We start from the raw sequence: 17162 nt of genomic DNA on the forward strand, positions 1-17162 counted from the left end.
TGAATCTTCATGATCAATACTCCCGCACGTCAGACGACGCCGCGCACAGTCCTCGTGGTCGAGGATGAGCCGACCCTTGCCACGGCGGTGGCCCAGCGCATTACCGCCGAAGGTTGGACGGCCCGCGTGGCGTCCGATGGTGCCAGCGCAGTACAAGCCGCTAAACAGTTGCGCCCTGATCTCGTCATCATGGACATCATGCTGCCGGTAATGGACGGTCTCGAAGCTACTAAGCGTATTGTCGCAGACCGTCCTGTACCGGTACTGATTCTGACCGCTCGAGACGACGAGGCTGACAAGGTTATCGGTCTTGGAGCTGGTGCTGATGACTACATGACTAAACCGTTCTCTATGCGAGAGCTCATTGCACGCTGTAAAGCACTGCTTCGCCGCGTGGAACGTGCAAAGGTCATTGCGAAAAACTCCGAAAATGAGAAGCTCCTTGATTTCGGATCGCTGGTCATTGACCCCGCTCAGCGACTGGTAACAGTCAATGGAGAACAGGTGCATCTGACACCCACCGAATTTGATCTGCTCGCAACACTGGCGCGTAAGCCAAAGTCTGTGCTTACCCGCGAGAAGCTCCTCGAGGAAGTGTGGGATTGGGTTGATGCATCCGGCACGAGAACGGTTGACAGCCATGTTAAGGCATTGCGTCACAAGCTTGGCTCGCAAACCATTCGTACCGTGCACGGTGTTGGCTATGCGTTTGAGCCGCCAGAAGCCTGACGATACAGACAAGGAGTTTCATGGCTAAGCCGCGCAACAATAGCGGCAAGACGAAAGCCCGATTGGACATTAGTCGTCCGATCGGGCTCTTCTCTTCGCTGAAGATAGAACTTGGCGTACTCATTGTTATCGCCACATCAATTGCTTTTGTACTCGTCTGGTTCCTCCTGAAATATGGGTGGAGTGGCTGGATTGCAATGCCGTTGACGATGATCGTGGCATTAAGTATTACTTACTTTTTCTCACGCGGTTTGATCGCTCCCCTGCGCCAGTTACGTGATGCAGCTGAAGCAATGGCCGAGGGCGACTACAGCGTACGCGTGCAAACAGGTACTGATAGTAACGATGAGATCGGCCGCTTGGCACGTACATTCAATGAAATGGCTGAAGAACTACAACACGCTGATCAAATGCGTCGTGATCTCGTTGCAAACGTCAGCCATGAACTGCGCACGCCGGTTTCCGCTTTGCAAGCCATGGTTGAGAATATGGCAGATGGCGTGGTCGAACCCACACCAGCAAATCTAGAAAGTATTCTCAATCAAACACACCGCTTGTCAGATCTTATTGCGTTCCTGCTTGATTTATCACGCATGGAAGCTGGAGCAGCAAGTTTGGAAATTGAACGGTTTAACCTGCATGATTTCCTTGACGAGACGATTGAACCGCTTGAAATTGCCGATGCTGGCCATGCTCACGACATCGTGATGAACGTTGATACTGACATTTGGATGGAAGGCGATCAAGATCGACTGCGGCAATTGTTTACGAATATTATTGCCAATGCGCTGAAACACTCTGCTGACGATACTGAAGTGCTTATTGAAGCGCATGAGAATACCTCCAATGGCACGATTGTGACCAATGTCGTCAACTATGGTTCACAAATTCCAAAAGAAGCGAGATCAGAAATCTTCCGCCGTTTTGTTAAAGGGAAAACGGGGCCAGGCACTGAATCAGGAGGCACTGGTCTTGGCTTGTCGATCGCACGCTGGGCTGCGCAATTGCATGGCGGTACGGTGCGCGTTGTCGATGACGATCGTGGTGCTGATTTTGAAATCGTGCTTCCCAAATATCACATTGCCAGCGATGAGTGAAGCAGCAACTGCTAGCTCTCACCAGTCGTAGCCTATATGCCTGATTTGAGGCGCGTATGTGCTTCTTCACGTGCGTGCTTGCCTCGGATCAGGCGTATACGCTAATGTCACTACGGCAAGCACTTCAGCGCCCACATCACGCAATGCTTGAACACAGTATGTGGCAGTCGCACCGCTTGTGATGATGTCATCAAGCAGTATGACGCGCATCTCATCCCCATCTGTTGTATTGTGTTGGTTGAACACGCGACGCTGCACAGCAATGCGTCCTGCAAGTCGATGCGATCGCTGTGCAATAGTGTTCATCTGTACAGATTTGCTTGATACGCCAGTAGTACGCAGTAACGGTATTACGCGTACGTCAAATCCTTGGTGACTGAGCATGCGTGCTGCACGTACAGCCAACGCACGCATATGCCATCGCCCACGACGGCGCATTGAAGAGCGAGATGATGGTGCTGGCACTAGCAATACTGGCCGGTCTGTGCGGCCAGTCGCATGATCTGTGCCGCCCATATTGCTGGCACTGGCATTGTCCGTTCTGTATGTTGAGTAGCCATTGTGTCTGAGGAGTACCGTCAACAGATCAGCCAATGCTATAGCAAATGGCGTATTACATTCCTCGTCGCCATGATCTTTCCATGCGAGAATCGCCTGTCGAATATTGCCCCGGTACATTCCGCAGGTGAGCGCGCCACATGTCGTTCCTGGCATTGGTAGCTGCTGCCAATCATGGAGCAGGCGCATACAATCATTGCATACTATTTCATCTGGCATATCGCATCCTGCGCATCCTCGAGGCCAGATGAGATCGCGAATAGCTGCTGGTACAGAGCTTATGGCTGATAGCAGCGGCAACCAGCTGAACGTGTGATGATCATTCGCAATAGTTCTTTTACTCATCGTTGAGCCCCCAATCGCGCTCCCCCGAACGCTTAGGGTTATTGTAGCTTTGCACGCAAGCTACAGGCAATCTGCCAACAATATAAAGCTGCTAACGAGCGTCGTGCGCTGCTGTACGCTTCATAAACCCTCGAATAAGCCTATCGCACAGTTGCACGGTGTCAGAAGGATCATTGACGTGCACAGCAACTGCACCTGCCATAGCGGCTGGGTAATCATTGCCTCCGGGCGTCATACGGTCACCAATGAACACGATCTGTTCTGGCGTGCTTCCCACTTGTTGTGCTAATTGGCGCACTGCATATGCTTTGTCAACATTGCCTTCACTCACATCGACACTGGTGTAACCACCAGCGCGCACGTGCAAACGTGGAAGATCAGCAGCTACTGCTGCCACCAAACGTTGTTTCTTAACGTCATCAGGATCCCACGCGCGTTTTGCTTCAGCAGAAGCTTTCTGCCCGAGTGCAGAGAAGGTGATTTGACTGCCGCGATCCTCAATCGGCTCACCATATGGGTGGTCAGGCCAGATTCCCTGTTCGTGAGCACGGCGAGTCAGTGATGCAATTGCAGCAGCACGATCTGCTTCGCTAAGCGTGCGCGCATACTCGCACTGCCATGTATGCCCATTCCAACGGTAATAACTAGACCCGCTCGTAGGCATGAGATGCAAATTAGCGCGGTTAGCGCGCTCCCCTAACACGTCAAGAATCTGACTGACAACCAGTTCCCATCGTCCGCCAGTAATAATCGCTGTTGGTGTCAGGCAGGTCAACTGTGTGAACCGATCTGCCATATCAGGCAGCATTGGCTGTTTGGAAACTGCGAGCGTGTTATCTAGATCAAAGGCCACTACTCGTGCGTGAGCACACAACGCATCGGCATCGACTTCATTCCAAGAATGCACCAACACCGCCATGCCACAACCTCCATGACCGTCCGACTGTACCACCTCAAACCCCGACCTAGCTATCCTATCGCATCACCACGCTGGCGTCGCCTTGGCTTACAGTGGAGGCATGCAACAACCACCTTGGAAAGCACCGGTATATCGCAATCGTCATGGTCGTGGCATGCGTACGCCAATGTTCGGTACGCGCCTGCCACGCTATCGCACGCGTAGCGGCTCGTTTGACGATATGGTCGCCGCTCAAATACGTCGTCTTGACGGAGCATGGCCTGAGCTCGTGCGTCCATTGCAGTTCGCCGTCGAAGATGTACCACCATCGCAGCCTGCACCTTGGGAGCCTGAACCCTCGCTCGCATCGCAGTGCTTTCCTGCAAGCCATGGAATTCCTGCTCGTATTGTGCTGTATCGCATGCCATTACAGAGCAAAGTGCGCGATCGTATTGAACTACAGTTAGCGATTCGTGATGAAGTCGTACTGCGATTAGCAGAACTCTACGGCCGCAGGCCTGAAGAGATTGATCCTGACTGGAGTATGTGATCAGCGCACGATAGTCATATCACGGTGAGCTTGTACGCGCTCTTGGCGTGGCATGAGCGATGTAGAGGCTAGCCATGCTACGCCAGCAACTTTAGCTTTATCGAGAGCGTCTGATGACAGGCGAGCCCCCCACGCGGTCTCCTCGCCATCGTCGAGGGTAATGACTGCAATCGTGCCATCAGCAATATCAGCAGCATTGAGCGAGGTAGCTTTACCGGTCTCGAGTTCGACGTCCTTAGATCCGAGTGCTTTGCCTTGGTCATCATACGCGTGCAACGTCACAGTAGAATCCTTGGCACTGCGACTGATTACGCTGATACGCGCCTTAGCTCCATCAGGAATAGCGATAGCAGTACTTGCTGCTGGCTGCGCTGGGTTAATGAGCGCAAAATCTTCCTGACCATCCGCACCAGAGCGCACAACACGTACAGCAGCTGAGACATCACTCTCCGACTCGATCGACAGTCCTTGCGCGCCCTTGGGAGCTTTAGCCAAATCGATTACCGTCACTGTGCCAGCACGATACTCGTGCGTAGTATCCGCCGCATTCTTGGAATCAGCTGAATCTGCCCCAATCCAATGAGTGCTCACCGTGCCAGCTGTTTTGGCATAGAGCATCAAGGTAACCGCATCGCCTTCGGCAAGCCCAGGGAATGTGGCATCGTTGGAAGCATCTGCAAGAGGCACCTCCCAGTCGGACCCTTTTGCAGTCAAACCATCCATGCGCACTGAACGCACAACAGCAGCAACCGGTGTCTCCTTACTGGTTACTGTCACATACAGTGCATCCTGGCCGCTTGCAGCAGCTGACAAATCTAATGTTGACTCACTGCCTGCACCTACAGTTAGCGTACTGCCAGTAGAGAACACGATCGGGCCGCGCGCTGTCGTACCCCAGGCCCGCACATCAACTGTCGTCGCCTTCGCAGAAGGATTAGCAACAATAAGCTGCTGCGTAGAACCCGTCTTCGTACTCGAAATCATGAAAGAATGGCTCAACGCTGGCGCCTGGCAGGAGGCAGCGCTCAAACCGCGCAAATCGCCTTTAGACGCTGACGACAAAACAGCAGCAGTTTCGCCAGCTCCCTGCGCAGCTTCTAGTAGCTGCGTACTGAACAGTGTCGCGCCTGCATTCGTATCACCAGAGGCAACGAGCACGTTGGACGAATCCGTTGGGTCACTATCCGCAAGCGTGGTTCGTTGCGACGACGTGTCAGCGAACGCACCAAAACGCGACTGGTACACGGCACCAAACGCCGCATACCGGGCGGCTGAAGCAATATCACCCTCAGAAGGCTGATATTCACTATCGCCATAGGATGCAGCGTCAGGCAACGTCATACGAGCAGGACAGTATGCAGTAAGCTGCTGCTGGCTGACGAGCTGAGAGGTGGATGAACCGTCAGTCGTAACGGTGTCAACCGGCTGTTCGGGAGCAACGAGACCGAGGTAGCCAAACGCGGCTACGACCATCGCCATCGTGACGAATCCTGTGCCAATCTTCAGCGCTTTGCCGGCTCCGGATGCGCGTGCGCTCATGAATCCTCCTCGATGATGCGACGGCTGCGTGGAACCGCCACGAGACAGTACAACGCCACGATGATGCCCATAGACCACAACCAAGCGTAACGCCAAGGATTGTGCTGCTGATGCTGCTGAACAGTGACATCAATATGCTGAGCATCCGCATCGGTAAGCGTAAGTCGATAATACGTTCCGGCACTGTTGCTTACTACGCTTTGCGTACCGTCAGAGGCCGTAATGTTCGACGCTAAGCGTTCAATAGCCTGCTGTGTGCCCTCATCAGTAGATGAGGCAACGTAAATACCACCGAAGCCCAGACTGCTAATGGCAGCAATCGCCTCAGAATCCGCATTAGCAAGCAGACGAGCACTCGCCGAGGCAATGCTTGCGTCGGTAGCGCTCACTCCTGTTGAAGCGATACGTGCCCGTTCAGCAGGAGAACTGTCAAGCAAGTCACCGCGCGAAGTGCGCATCACCGTATATTGCACACTGGTTGGCGATTGCGCGCTCAATGCAAGAATTCGATGATTCGGGTTACGTTCGAGATAGTCAACAGCAACCATTGGCAGACCAGAGTATGACGTATGCGGCGAAGACGCGCGATCAGCTGACAGTGACCATGCTGAGCATGCTGCAGTGCCTGCCACTAGGACGATCACCAACAATGTTCGACCGACATGTGCTGCGAATACGCGAACTGCAGCTAAACGCGCCGCAGCAGTTGCACCTTCGAGAGCAGCTGTGCCAGACGAACGACGTAGTAGTCTAAAGCGGCGTACGGCGATACCGGAGACAAAACTTGCTCCCGACAGGCCGCCTAATAAGCACATGACAATGCCTGGCAAAGCAGAACCCGCTACTGCTCCATCACTGTCAACAGCAATGGTGACGCGAGCTGACACGCATGACAATAACGCGCCAGCAATCATTACTACCCACATCATGCGCGACGCGCGTAATGCGAATGGCAATAGCAACGCCACAATAGCTAGCACAAGCAGCACTGCGAATACAGTGAGCAACAGTATTGCCGGAAGATCCCCGGTTCTCAACCATGTAAGCCAGTCTGCATGAACATCCACTCCGAGCGCTTGAGTAAAGAGATCAATAAACCCGCGAGCAGCAGGCGATCCATTCGCCGCATGGCTTGGCAGCATAATGTCACCAAACAACTGGCGCCATGCGCCTTCAGACGCATGATGAATAGCGTTAACGATCGTCGGCGCAATACAGATTGCGGCAGGTAGAGGAATGAGTAGCAGCATTGCACGATGGCTACGCACTGCGATCAGGAAGAACAAGAATACGACAATCAGTGAAAGCATCAACTGCGGTTCAGCTGCAACAACGGGAATAAAGCACAACGCAGCTAAGGCCGCTGCCTGTACCGAATGATGCGAACGATCTTGATCTTCCGTGTGGTACATGCCAACTGCGCGGAACACAAACGCGAACGCGCCAGGCAGAAACACCATTACCGTGAGCATCGGCAAATTCGCTTGAGCAAACAGTCCTAACGCAGCTCCCATGGATACCCACAAGAGGCCGCAAGCAACACGCACGAAATCTGAGCGGGTAAACACTCCAGCAAGAGCCCAGAATGATAAAGCTGCTAACGGCGCTGCAGCAAACACAATCAATGCCATCGCTGCTGACACATGACCGAAGGTAAGTATGCTAGCGCCCATGAGCACCAACAGTCCAGGGGCTGGCGGTGCGGACACGCCACCACCGAACACCCATGACGTTGTTGCCGAGCGCACAAGCTCAGCAAAACTACCACCTGTAGGAAGCAGCACATCGGAGTACAGGTATCCCCCGCCAAAAACTTGACGTAATACCGTCCAATGCGTTGCTACCACCGCAGCCTCGCACAGTGCCGCCATCAACAATGCGAGCAGCCAGCGTTGAATGGCACGCCGGTGCAAATGCGCTTTCGCCAAAGGACTGAGCAGCACTACATGACGCTGATCGTTTAACGCTTGTACGCGATCATGCCATTGAGCAACCTGCTGGCGATTCGCAACAAGTGCGGAAAGACGACTAATACCAACACGACTGCACCGTGTGAGCCGGCGACGTGCTGCAATTGCGCGAGGCAATGAGAACAAATCTCGCCATGGCAGGCACAATTCGCAGCATGCTTCAAACGGCCGCTTGGCAAACAATGCTGCCACAGCCCGGCCGAATGAAATGATCACGCTTGCAACCCATACCAGTGGCCACATCATCAGTCGCATGTCGGTATAGGCATACCGTTGCCGAGCAACCATACGCATCATCGCATTATTAACGGTGCGGCCTTCTTCGAGAGCTGCACCACCTTTTGTACGCACACCCTCAAATCGTGCACGTCGGTGTGCGATACGAGCTTGCGGTACTACAACAACGCGTCCGCCGCTTACGCAGATGCGACGTCCAAGATCACGCGATTCTGCAAAGCTGGTGAACCAGGCATCGCCACCTTTGGTCGCATGCAATGTTTCAACTGGCATGAGTGCGCCGGCAAGAGAGACACAGAACACATCGCGACGAGTGTCATACTGCTCCTGATCAGGTTCTCCGTCAACAACGAGACTGCGAATGTCATGATGGTACGCGTACGAGCCCACATCATGCAGATTAAGACCTTGCCAATCAAGTTGTTTAGCACCCAGTAACGAGGCAGTTGGCGTGTTACGCCACGCTTCCAATAGGCGTTCAAGGCAATCGTCACAAGCGGGGCGTGAATCATCATGCAGCATCCAAATCGCTCGCGTCGTTGGCCCAATTTCAGCGTATTGCAACGCTTTCGATACAGCGTGGGAGAACGATCGCGCACCTTTGGCACGAACGAGACGCACGGCGACAGTTTGCGGTTCTGGCACAAACGTAGCCGGACCTGCAGGCGCAGTGATTACTTCGAACGTAGACTGCACTGGCTGCGCGATGCTACCGGTGCAATCAGCAACAACGATGACGCCCGGCAGCACGGATTGTGACAATACTGCGCGCATGGTATCCGGGAAAAAACGCAAATCGTCTTCAACCGTTACGACAGCGGCGATTGTTGGATCAACCTCCTGACGATGCGAATATGGTCGGCTCGCCAGCAAATCAGCTACAATCTGCTGCAGATCATCGGTAGTGCCTGTGGAAGTCATGGTCTCCAGTCTATGCGCGAGACACCCCAGGCGTCACGCCCGTTCCTTATGTTCCTTTTTGTAACGGCGGCGTTCGCGTTCGCTCAGACCGCCCCAAATACCAAACCGTTCATCATGCTCAATAGCCCACTGAAGGCACTGCTGACGAACTTCACATTGCGCGCATACACGTTTAGCGTCGCGCGTTGATCCACCTTTTTCTGGGAAGAAAGCCTCAGGATCTGTTTGTGAGCATAATGCTTTGTGTTGCCATGACAGATCCTCATCCGGTCGAAAGAGCCCCCACAACAGCCCATTCAACGGCTCATCGGCGGAATCGTCGACAACCCCCCACATGTGTCGTCCCTCCCTGCCGCTGTTCGTGTGCTGATTCATCGTCTAAATTACACACATGTGACTTGAGTTTTGTCAAGTCTTATGCCGTGTCAATCCACAAGCTGTACTGCAGAGTGTGCTATACGTCGTGCTTCGTTGTTGGATACGTGCCGCACATCGTCTTCACTTATGTGCCGTTCCTGCACAGGATTGCAAGGCGTGGCCGTTCCCTGCACGCACAGCGTGTAAAAGAGACTGAGAAACAAGTCGTCATGGAGGGTGTATGAGCGAAGGCAACAGTGGAGCCAGTCCACAGGGGATTCCTCCTAGCTTCATCCCCTCTGGCAACCGACGCCGCCGCACGACGTCTCCTGTAGCGCGCACGGCTGCAGCTGCGCAAGCGACGACCAGCTCCGAGCAGGCCGCGCCGCCGAGCTTCTCCCCTGCGTCCACACGCCGTGCAGCAGGATCCGCAGGTACGCCTGCTGCTCCTGCAACGGGTGCTGAATCGATTCCGTCGTTTACTCCTGGCCAAGGGTCGCCGTCACCAGTAGCACCGCGTCGCACTGCCGGCTCTACGCAGCACGCATCATCTGCATCCAGTCGCAGCACCGCATCCAGTCATGGCTCAATGCGCGTACCCGCCGCGAGCTCCAATGCGCCCGCAAATCCTGCGCGTACTCCCATGTTGAGCGGCCGCTCTGCCTACGCAGCTTCTGAGCCAGGTGGCGCACGCCCATCTGGGCAAGCTACAGTTAAACGTCATCATCCAGGCAAAATTATTGCTGCCATTTTCGCCGCACTTCTTGTTGTAGCGCTCTTGGCATCATTCACCGTATGGAACTGGGTGGATGGGCAGCTCAATAAAGAATCATGGCTGTCCAGCAAAGCCAGCGATGCTGGCACAAGCTGGCTGCTGCTTGGCTCTGATCAGCGTGATGGCGAAGAAGCAAAGTCCATTACTGGTTTTCGTACTGACACTATTTTGGTGCTTACTAAGCCGAATTCGGGCGCTAGTTCTCTGATCTCTATTCCGCGTGACTCGTTGGTGCAGGTGAATGGCACGTATATGAAGATCAATGCTGTTGCACAGGCAGCTGGCCGAACTGCATTGGTTGAACAGGTTGAAGCTATTACTGGTCAGAAGATTGACCACGTGGCACAGATTCGTTTTAACGGCTTAAAGGATGTTGTTGATGCACTTGGCGGCGTTGAACTGTGCTATGACTCGACGGTTAATGATGTGCTCTCTGGCTTGAACTGGCAGGCCGGTTGCCATGTTGCAGATGGCACTACTGCACTAGCGTTCTCGCGTATGCGTTATTCAGATCCGAAGGGTGATTTTGGTCGCGCTGAACGTCAACGTCAAGTCATTGGCGCGATCGCTAAGAAAGCAACGAGCAGCTCATCCCTGACCAATCCTGCACTGCTTACGAAGGTCGCAAAAGCTGGTCTGCAGGCGGTTACTGTCGATGAGAAGACTAATCCATACACGTTGTTGCAGATGATGCTCACATTCCGCGCAGCATCTTCTGATAAGGGCGTGACTGGCAGCGTGTATTGGACTGATCCGAACTACATGCTGGCTGGTGTTGGTTCGTCAGTATTGCTTGATGATGCGAAGAATCTTGAACTCTTTAGCCAGCTATCTGCTGGTAGTCATGCAGCTGGAACCGTTGGCACACTTGCTGGATGATCGTGCGCGACACGCCGAATTGTGGATAACCCCTAAGCCTTCGACCACATAACCCGGTGTGACTTGTCAGCATATACGCTTGCACCTCACACTAGGTGAATGGTCAATAGTCACGATCGAAAGCGCGGCGGGCGCCATGCGCGCAACAATCACGCGCGCTCTCATCGCGGCAAGCAAGCACCAGCCGATAGCAGGCCACGCGCTACTAGCACTCCGGCGTCTCAACGATCAGCATTGTCATGGATCGCGTTGCTTGCCCCTATGGCAGCACAATCCGTCATGCTGATTGCCATGATGGTTGAACACCGTTGGCTATTTGCCATGATGGTGTTTCCAGGGCTTATTGGTGCGCTTGCCTCGGTATTGCTCACACTGTCGCAAACAGCGCAAGCAAACCCCGCTACAACATCCAATAATGCTCACTGTGAGCACGAAGCATCCAGTGAGCATTCCTCTTCAGATTTCGCGCTGATGCAATGCCCTGCATTGGAAACCCTCATAGGGTTAGACGCAGACTGTGTTATGTGGCGAACTATTGTCCGGCAATGGTTAGAGCCTCCCTCCCTTGATGCGCTTGTAGGCGTGGGAACTGATGGCGATTTTCATATTGATTTAGCACAGCAAGGGCCGCATGCGTTACTCGCTGGCACTACCGGTTCAGGTAAATCAGTGCTCTTACAGAGTTGGTGTTTAGCAATGGCATGCCGCAATGGGCCTGATGTACTGCATTTTGTGTTCCTTGATTTTAAAGGTGGCTCAGCGTTCAGCGCACTCGAGCAGCTTCCTCATGCTGTAGGTAGTGTATGTGATCTCAATCTCAAGCATGCTGTGCGCGCGTTGAAAGCATTAGAAGCAGAGCTCACTCGCCGTGAGCGCATGGTAGCCTGCGAACGCGTCGGGTCTGTTTCAGAGCTGCGTAATCCGCCAGCACGGCTCATTATTGTCATTGATGAGTTTCACGCGCTGAAAAACCAATTGCCCGACTATGTGGATCGTCTTGTTCATATTGCCGCATTAGGACGATCATTAGGCATGCATGTTATCGCGTGCACGCAAAATCCTTTAGGTCAGGTCAGTGCCGATATGAAAGCGAATATGGCGTTAAATATTTGCCTTCGAGTACGCGATCCTTTGCAATCAGTAGAGCTCTTAGGTGATGGTCGTGCTGCTTCAATCAGCCCTTCCCTACCCGGATGCGCGTGGCGTAATGACGGTGAATCTGTGGCACCATTGCGTTGTGCCGCGCCGCGTAGTATTAGCACGATTACTGGAGCTATTGAACTCGCACGCTCGTTCCATGGCATTACAGCAGCGCAACCATTATTCACGGCTCCTTTGCCAACTACCGTTCATGAAGCTTCGCTCCACGCGCAAGCACCAATTCCAGTCCCCCGGCAAACGCACAGCACCACATCAAGCAACAGTTGCAACAATCACAAACTTGGCATTAGGCGTATCCCGTTTGCACTTGCCGATGATGGCGCACAGTTAACGACCGCGACGCTGCCGATAGGCGAAGGCAATATTGGCGTTATCGGCCCACATGGGCGCGGAAAAACCACGCTACTTGCACTACTCGCGGCTGGGGCTGCGCGCGTAACTGGCATACATGTGCGCATCAGCGAACGCGTAGGACGTGAATATCACTCACGTCGCGTATCGGCCGCACCTAGCAATATCGCCGCTTCGCCGTCGCAACAGTGCCATATGTTGTGGATTGTAGACGATGCTGATGCGTTATTCGACCCGTTTAGCAATGATCCGTTGCGCACAGCGCTGCTTGAAGCTATTGCAGATCGCAATGTAACCGTTGTGTTTGCTGTCGAGTCCAGTAAACACATTCGTGTGCCTGAACACTGTCGTACTCGAATTGTGTTTCCTTCTGGAGAACGCTCGGTTGATCTTATGGATGGTATTCCTGCCACTGTGTTGGCTGAATTCGACCAACATGACCTGACGACTGCTGGCCGAGCAGCGTTGGTGAGTGTAGGACACGCTGAACCAATCCAAATCGCCCTTCCTACACACCCTGGATTTGCGGATGGTGAACCTGAAGATCCATGTGCCGTATCGACTCATCAACCCGCTTGCTCTATGCTGGACGCCACGCCGAGCGCCACGCCGCTGTGAATTTATTCACCTCCCTTCGGCGAAAACTCTTGAAAAAACGTCTGGTTCGTGATTACCTTGTATATGGTTCGAGAACTCGTCGTCCACCGGGCGATGGGAGGAAGGCAGAAATACACATGAGCAGTGCTTTTGATTGGCGCGCCAAGGCGGCTTGCCGCGACAAGGATCCGGAGCTGTTTTTCCCCGTGGGCAATACCGGTGCGGCATATCAGCAGATTGAAGAAGCTAAGGCCGTGTGCCGTACCTGCAAAGTTATTGATGCGTGCTTGAAGTGCGCACTTGACACGAATCAGGATTACGGCGTATGGGGCGGTTTGAGCGAGGACGAGCGTCGCGCATTGAAGCGTCGCGCGATGCGTGCCCGTCGCTCGCAGGCTATGCAGATGCAGGTCTGATAGAGCTTCAACCCATTGTTGGCATATCCGCTTGTAGCGAAATACCATCAGTGACTTTTTGTCAAGAAGGGAGCGTTTCCTCCATGGAAACGCTCCCTTCTTTCTTGTTATTTCACGGTTTTACCCAACGTGTTCTCACCGCGCTGCATACTTGTCATCAGCAGTGCGGCAAGAGAAACGTCATTCGCTTTGCGCTGCTCGCAAGGTCATTTCAAGGACAACGCGAGTACCACCTTCGCGACGCGGCTCCCAGCGAACTGTGCCGCCAAAATCGTTGGTTACGAACGTGTTGATAATCTGCGTACCGAGGCCAGAACCGGAAGAACGAGCGAGCCCATTGTGTTCTTCGTTCGCAAGACCGGAACCATCATCTTCCACAACAACATTGAGGTTGTTACCGCTGCGGCCCACGGAAATCGTAATATGGCCTTCTTTGCGGCCTTCAAAACCATGCTCGACACAGTTGGTAATCAGCTCAGTAAGCACCAGTGACAGCGGGGTTGCATCCTGTGCGGGCATCATACCGAATTTGCCAATGTAGTCGATGCTAATATGCTGATCGCGCATGGTAGCCAAGTCCACACTCATCTTCAGCAAGTTCGAAATGACCTTGTCAAAGTCGACAATCTCATCAGCAGTTTGACTCAAGCCCTCGTGCACCATGGCGATGGTCTGCACGCGACGCTGTGCTTCTTCAAGCTCTTTTTTCACCTCAAGAGACTTGGTTTTGCGCGCCTGCAAGCGCAGAAGCGCAGAGACAGCCTGCAAATTGTTCTTGACACGATGATGAATTTCGGAGATCGTCGCATCCTTAGTCTGCAATTCGACTTCGCGGCGGCGCAATTCAGTTACGTCACGGCACAAGATAATTGCACCAGTACGACCATTGTTATCGAACAGCGGCAACGAACGCACCGACACTACCGAACGATTCGCATCAAGCTCAGAATCGACAGCATCCTTGCCAAGCAATACGAGCGGCAACGATTCCGGGACAGGATCATTCTCGTGAATCAGCTGCGTGCCAATCTCACTGAGGAAGTGACCAGACATCGTAACCAAGCAGCCAAGTCGACGGAAGCAGCTGATTGCGTTTGGTGAAGCGTAGCGAACAATGCCTTCTTGCGTCAGCATGATAAAACCGTCAGACACGCGCGCAATATGTCGTTGACTCATTACCGCGTTGACATAAGGGAACTGGCCTCGCGGAATCATCTCGTACAGCTGCTTGCCTGCGTTAATGCTTTCCGACTCGTAACGGCCGTTGGATTCCCGCGTGGCCATATTGGTTTCGCGTACTACTAAGCCCAGCGTTTTGCCATTATGCCGTACTGGCGCATACACGTTGCACACCGTTGATTTGCCAACGGTGCGTAACACTGTCGAACGGAATACCACTTCGGATTGCATGGCGGCGTCAAGCTCGCCGTTCATTTCTGGTGGCACTAGCGCACCAACTGCATCGTCAACGCGCAGTGTCATCACCGTGGATGGTCGACATTGTTCAACAATACGATAATTGCCGTCGCCATCTTGCACGATAAGCAGCAGGTCAGCGAAGCTCAGGTCAGCGATGACCTGCCAGTCAGCCACAAGATGATGCAGCCATTCCTTGTCCTCTTCGGTGAAATCGGGACGCGTTGCAAGAATGTGAGTGAAATCTGCCATGATCACCATCATACGCAGATGAATAGCCGATGGCGTACGCTGGCGGCAATGACCGTTGCAAATGCCAACAACCTACGCTATCGTAGGTTACGGTTCCGTAACCTAGGGACGGAGGACATATGTCAACACAGGACGAGGCCACGCTAGCAGCAAAACGCGCCGCAGTAATCAAAGCGCGCGAAGATGCATTGCAAGCCAAAGCCGATGCTGTACGAGCCAAAGCACGCGCAAGAGCTGAAAGCATACGACATCGCGGCGAAGTAAAAGCGAGCAACGTTATCGCCAAAGGCGAGGCTAGAGCTGCACGTATCGTGGGCATCGCCCCTGCTGAGGTAGCTCGCAAAATTCGTCTTGATGTGCACGGACGCCCTAAGCCCTTACTACGCGGTTGGATTCACGCTGTTGCCACGCCATTAGCGCTCGCGGCAGGCATTGTACTGATCTGCCTCGCACACGGAGCAGCGCTCAAATGGGCGTGCGCTGTATTCATGACGTGCTCGCTCATTTTGTTTGGCAATTCTGCCGCTTATCATCTTGGCGACTGGTCGCCGCGCGTTACCGATGTTCTGCGCCGTATCGACCACATGAATATCTTTTTACTCATTGCTGGCACCTACACGCCAGTTTCGTTCGCGTTACCTGCCGTATGGCGTAATGCAATCATCGCGGGAATGTGGGTGTGCACATTCATCGCACTCATTATCCATGTGATCTGGATTGGTGCACCACGCTGGCTATACACCATCGTCTACATTATTTTCGGCGTATCGGGCCTGTCATATATGTATCTCTTCTGGGTCTCCCCCGCTGCCGGGCCAGCAGTTGTTGTACTACTGGCATCAGGCGGCGCATGCTACATTGCCGGCGCTATCGTATACGCGCTACGCAAACCAGACCCGTGGCCGCGCATATTCGGTTTCCATGAGATCTTCCACTGCGGCACCGTTGCTGGATATGCCTGCCATATGGTGGCGATCTATATGGTGATTGTGCAACTGTGGCCATAGACAGCCCGCACTGTATAACAACGCATTGTGGCGGTCATCTCTACGATACAGAGATGACCGCCACAACATTTAAGTAACCGCTACTGATAGTTACTGATATGCGTCAGGCCAGCGGCTTTGCTTCCTTAATCGTCACCGACAGTTCGCGACCGTTCGGGGCCTTGTAGGTGACCGTATCGCCAGCGTTAGCGCCAAAGATTGCTGCACCGATTGGCGATTCTGGGCTGATAACGTCGTAATCCGTAGCAACCTTAATGTCGCGCGAACCAAGCACGTAAGTCATTTCACGGCCGCCGAGCTCCAGCGTCACTACAGAACCATTGCCTACCTTGCCAGCCTTCGGCGCTTCAACAATCTTTGCGTTGCGCAGCTTGACGATCAGCTCGTTAATGCGTCCTTCGTTCTTTGCCTGCTCTTCACGCGCAGCATGATAACCGCCGTTCTCGGACAGATCACCCTCAGCACGAGCCGCAGCAATACGCCCGGTAATCTCATCGCGCATCGTAGTCTGGCGACGCTCCAGCTCCGCCTTCATCGCGTCATATGCCTCCTGCGTAAGCAGGACGGTCATTTCCTCATCCATGTGTGTTCCTTCCTAATAATTGCGCGCCGCGGCACGTCAACACGCAGCCGCGGCGCATACACCTCTTATCCAGCTAGTAGCGCCATTCCTGCACGCTGCCAGCGGACTTGATTCAGCGAGTCGAAATAATGTCGATCACAAATACCAGCGTGTCCTCACCGCCAATGCCGGCCTGCGGCATGCCATGCGAACCATAGCCATACTCCGGCGGAATAGACACCACCAGACGAGAACCAACGTTATGACCGGGAACGGTCTGGTCCCATCCGCGAATCACCTGGCCAACGCCAATGCCGAAGCTTGCTGGCTGGTGGCGGGCGAAGCTGGAGTCGAACGGCTCCTCCTTGCCCCAGACCACACCGTGGTAGTTCACGGTCACGGTGTCGCCGCGGCGCACCATCGGGCCATCACCCTCTACGATCTCGATGGCCTTCAGGCCAGCCGGGGCCTCAGGCGCGGGGAACGTAATGGTCGGCGTAGCGCCGAATTCGGCGTTGACTTCGGGCATATTCGTTTGTGCCATA

The 17162-nt window shown here is 53.9% G+C and carries 15 protein-coding genes; 7 read left to right on the forward strand and 8 right to left on the reverse strand.

Annotation, left to right across the window (positions count from 1 at the left end):
• The first annotated feature begins 9 nt into the window (after positions 1-9).
• Positions 10-729: a response regulator transcription factor gene (locus D2E25_RS01550; protein WP_125979289.1), complete on the forward strand. Its 720-nt coding sequence runs from the start codon at positions 10-12 to the stop codon at positions 727-729.
• Between the two features lie 20 nt (positions 730-749).
• A complete protein-coding gene (locus D2E25_RS01555; RefSeq protein WP_125979290.1) occupies positions 750-1826 on the forward strand; it encodes a sensor histidine kinase in 1077 nt (358 codons plus the stop codon).
• A 66-nt stretch (positions 1827-1892) separates the two neighbouring features.
• Here the strand turns inward: D2E25_RS01555 and D2E25_RS10435 are convergent, their stop codons facing one another.
• Both D2E25_RS10435 and D2E25_RS01565 read right to left on the reverse strand, forming a co-directional pair.
• On the reverse strand, positions 1893-2342 hold the full coding sequence (locus D2E25_RS10435; protein ID WP_164514649.1) for a ComF family protein: 450 nt from the start codon (positions 2340-2342) through the stop codon (positions 1893-1895).
• 478 nt (positions 2343-2820) lie between these two features.
• Entirely contained in the window at positions 2821-3648 is an 828-nt protein-coding gene (locus D2E25_RS01565) for an HAD-IIB family hydrolase (RefSeq protein ID WP_125979292.1), read from the reverse strand.
• A 100-nt stretch (positions 3649-3748) separates the two neighbouring features.
• Between D2E25_RS01565 and D2E25_RS01570 the strand changes: the two genes are divergently transcribed.
• Positions 3749-4177: a metallopeptidase family protein gene (locus tag D2E25_RS01570; protein WP_125979293.1), complete on the forward strand. Its 429-nt coding sequence runs from the start codon at positions 3749-3751 to the stop codon at positions 4175-4177.
• On the opposite strand, the gene D2E25_RS01575 is transcribed toward D2E25_RS01570, so the two are convergent.
• Genes D2E25_RS01575 through D2E25_RS01585 form a run of 3 tightly spaced genes read right to left on the reverse strand, consistent with a single transcriptional unit; the run spans position 4178 to position 9180 of the window.
• Complete coding sequence (locus tag D2E25_RS01575) at positions 4178-5716, reverse strand: DUF5719 family protein (protein ID WP_125979294.1); 1539 nt, start codon at positions 5714-5716, stop codon at positions 4178-4180. It abuts the gene before it with no gap.
• Positions 5713-8844 (reverse strand): glycosyltransferase family 2 protein, encoded by a 3132-nt coding sequence (locus D2E25_RS01580; protein ID WP_125979295.1) that lies wholly within the window; start codon positions 8842-8844, stop codon positions 5713-5715. Before D2E25_RS01580 ends, D2E25_RS01575 begins: the two co-directional genes overlap by 4 nt.
• Positions 8845-8877: 33 nt before the next feature.
• A complete protein-coding gene (locus D2E25_RS01585; protein ID WP_125979296.1) occupies positions 8878-9180 on the reverse strand; it encodes a WhiB family transcriptional regulator in 303 nt (100 codons plus the stop codon).
• A gap of 262 nt (positions 9181-9442) precedes the next feature.
• Between D2E25_RS01585 and D2E25_RS01590 the strand changes: the two genes are divergently transcribed.
• From D2E25_RS01590 to D2E25_RS01600, 3 genes are all read left to right on the forward strand, one after another.
• Entirely contained in the window at positions 9443-10855 is a 1413-nt protein-coding gene (locus D2E25_RS01590) for an LCP family protein (RefSeq protein WP_125979297.1), read from the forward strand.
• Positions 10856-11116: 261 nt separating this feature from the next.
• Complete coding sequence (locus tag D2E25_RS01595; RefSeq protein WP_241216911.1) at positions 11117-12985, forward strand: FtsK/SpoIIIE domain-containing protein; 1869 nt, start codon at positions 11117-11119, stop codon at positions 12983-12985.
• 116 nt (positions 12986-13101) lie between these two features.
• The gene (locus D2E25_RS01600) at positions 13102-13380 is read left to right on the forward strand and encodes a WhiB family transcriptional regulator (RefSeq protein WP_003809589.1); all 279 of its coding nucleotides are present in this window, start codon (positions 13102-13104) and stop codon (positions 13378-13380) included.
• Positions 13381-13560: 180 nt separating this feature from the next.
• On the opposite strand, the gene D2E25_RS01605 is transcribed toward D2E25_RS01600, so the two are convergent.
• Entirely contained in the window at positions 13561-15048 is a 1488-nt protein-coding gene (locus D2E25_RS01605; protein ID WP_125979298.1) for a sensor histidine kinase, read from the reverse strand.
• 119 nt (positions 15049-15167) lie between these two features.
• On the opposite strand from D2E25_RS01605, the gene trhA reads away from it, so the two are divergent.
• Positions 15168-16055: a PAQR family membrane homeostasis protein TrhA gene (gene trhA / locus D2E25_RS01610; RefSeq protein ID WP_125979299.1), complete on the forward strand. Its 888-nt coding sequence runs from the start codon at positions 15168-15170 to the stop codon at positions 16053-16055.
• A gap of 103 nt (positions 16056-16158) precedes the next feature.
• On the opposite strand, the gene D2E25_RS01615 is transcribed toward trhA, so the two are convergent.
• Positions 16159-16638, reverse strand: a complete 480-nt coding sequence (locus tag D2E25_RS01615; RefSeq protein ID WP_125979300.1) for a GreA/GreB family elongation factor — start codon at positions 16636-16638, stop codon at positions 16159-16161.
• A 112-nt stretch (positions 16639-16750) separates the two neighbouring features.
• Complete coding sequence (locus D2E25_RS01620) at positions 16751-17161, reverse strand: FKBP-type peptidyl-prolyl cis-trans isomerase (protein ID WP_125979301.1); 411 nt, start codon at positions 17159-17161, stop codon at positions 16751-16753.
• Between the last annotated feature and the right edge of the window lies 1 nt (position 17162).

The sequence above is a fragment of the Bifidobacterium goeldii genome (assembly GCF_003951095.1).
GTDB lineage: Bacteria > Actinomycetota > Actinomycetes > Actinomycetales > Bifidobacteriaceae > Bifidobacterium > Bifidobacterium goeldii.

Bases quoted from the DNA above. Each gene is read 5' to 3' on its own strand.
- D2E25_RS01550 (WP_125979289.1), top strand. From the start codon at position 10: ATGATCAATACTCCCGCACGTCAGACGACGCCGCGCACAGTCCTCGTG.
- D2E25_RS01555 (WP_125979290.1), top strand. From the start codon at position 750: ATGGCTAAGCCGCGCAACAATAGCGGCAAGACGAAAGCCCGATTGGAC.
- D2E25_RS10435 (WP_164514649.1), bottom strand. From the start codon at position 2,342: ATGGGCGGCACAGATCATGCGACTGGCCGCACAGACCGGCCAGTATTG.
- D2E25_RS01565 (WP_125979292.1), bottom strand. From the start codon at position 3,648: ATGGCGGTGTTGGTGCATTCTTGGAATGAAGTCGATGCCGATGCGTTG.
- D2E25_RS01570 (WP_125979293.1), top strand. From the start codon at position 3,749: ATGCAACAACCACCTTGGAAAGCACCGGTATATCGCAATCGTCATGGT.
- D2E25_RS01575 (WP_125979294.1), bottom strand. From the start codon at position 5,716: ATGAGCGCACGCGCATCCGGAGCCGGCAAAGCGCTGAAGATTGGCACA.
- D2E25_RS01580 (WP_125979295.1), bottom strand. From the start codon at position 8,844: ATGACTTCCACAGGCACTACCGATGATCTGCAGCAGATTGTAGCTGAT.
- D2E25_RS01585 (WP_125979296.1), bottom strand. From the start codon at position 9,180: ATGTGGGGGGTTGTCGACGATTCCGCCGATGAGCCGTTGAATGGGCTG.
- D2E25_RS01590 (WP_125979297.1), top strand. From the start codon at position 9,443: ATGAGCGAAGGCAACAGTGGAGCCAGTCCACAGGGGATTCCTCCTAGC.
- D2E25_RS01595 (WP_241216911.1), top strand. From the start codon at position 11,117: ATGGCAGCACAATCCGTCATGCTGATTGCCATGATGGTTGAACACCGT.
- D2E25_RS01600 (WP_003809589.1), top strand. From the start codon at position 13,102: ATGAGCAGTGCTTTTGATTGGCGCGCCAAGGCGGCTTGCCGCGACAAG.
- D2E25_RS01605 (WP_125979298.1), bottom strand. From the start codon at position 15,048: ATGGCAGATTTCACTCACATTCTTGCAACGCGTCCCGATTTCACCGAA.
- trhA (WP_125979299.1), top strand. From the start codon at position 15,168: ATGTCAACACAGGACGAGGCCACGCTAGCAGCAAAACGCGCCGCAGTA.
- D2E25_RS01615 (WP_125979300.1), bottom strand. From the start codon at position 16,638: ATGGATGAGGAAATGACCGTCCTGCTTACGCAGGAGGCATATGACGCG.
- D2E25_RS01620 (WP_125979301.1), bottom strand. From the start codon at position 17,161: ATGGCACAAACGAATATGCCCGAAGTCAACGCCGAATTCGGCGCTACG.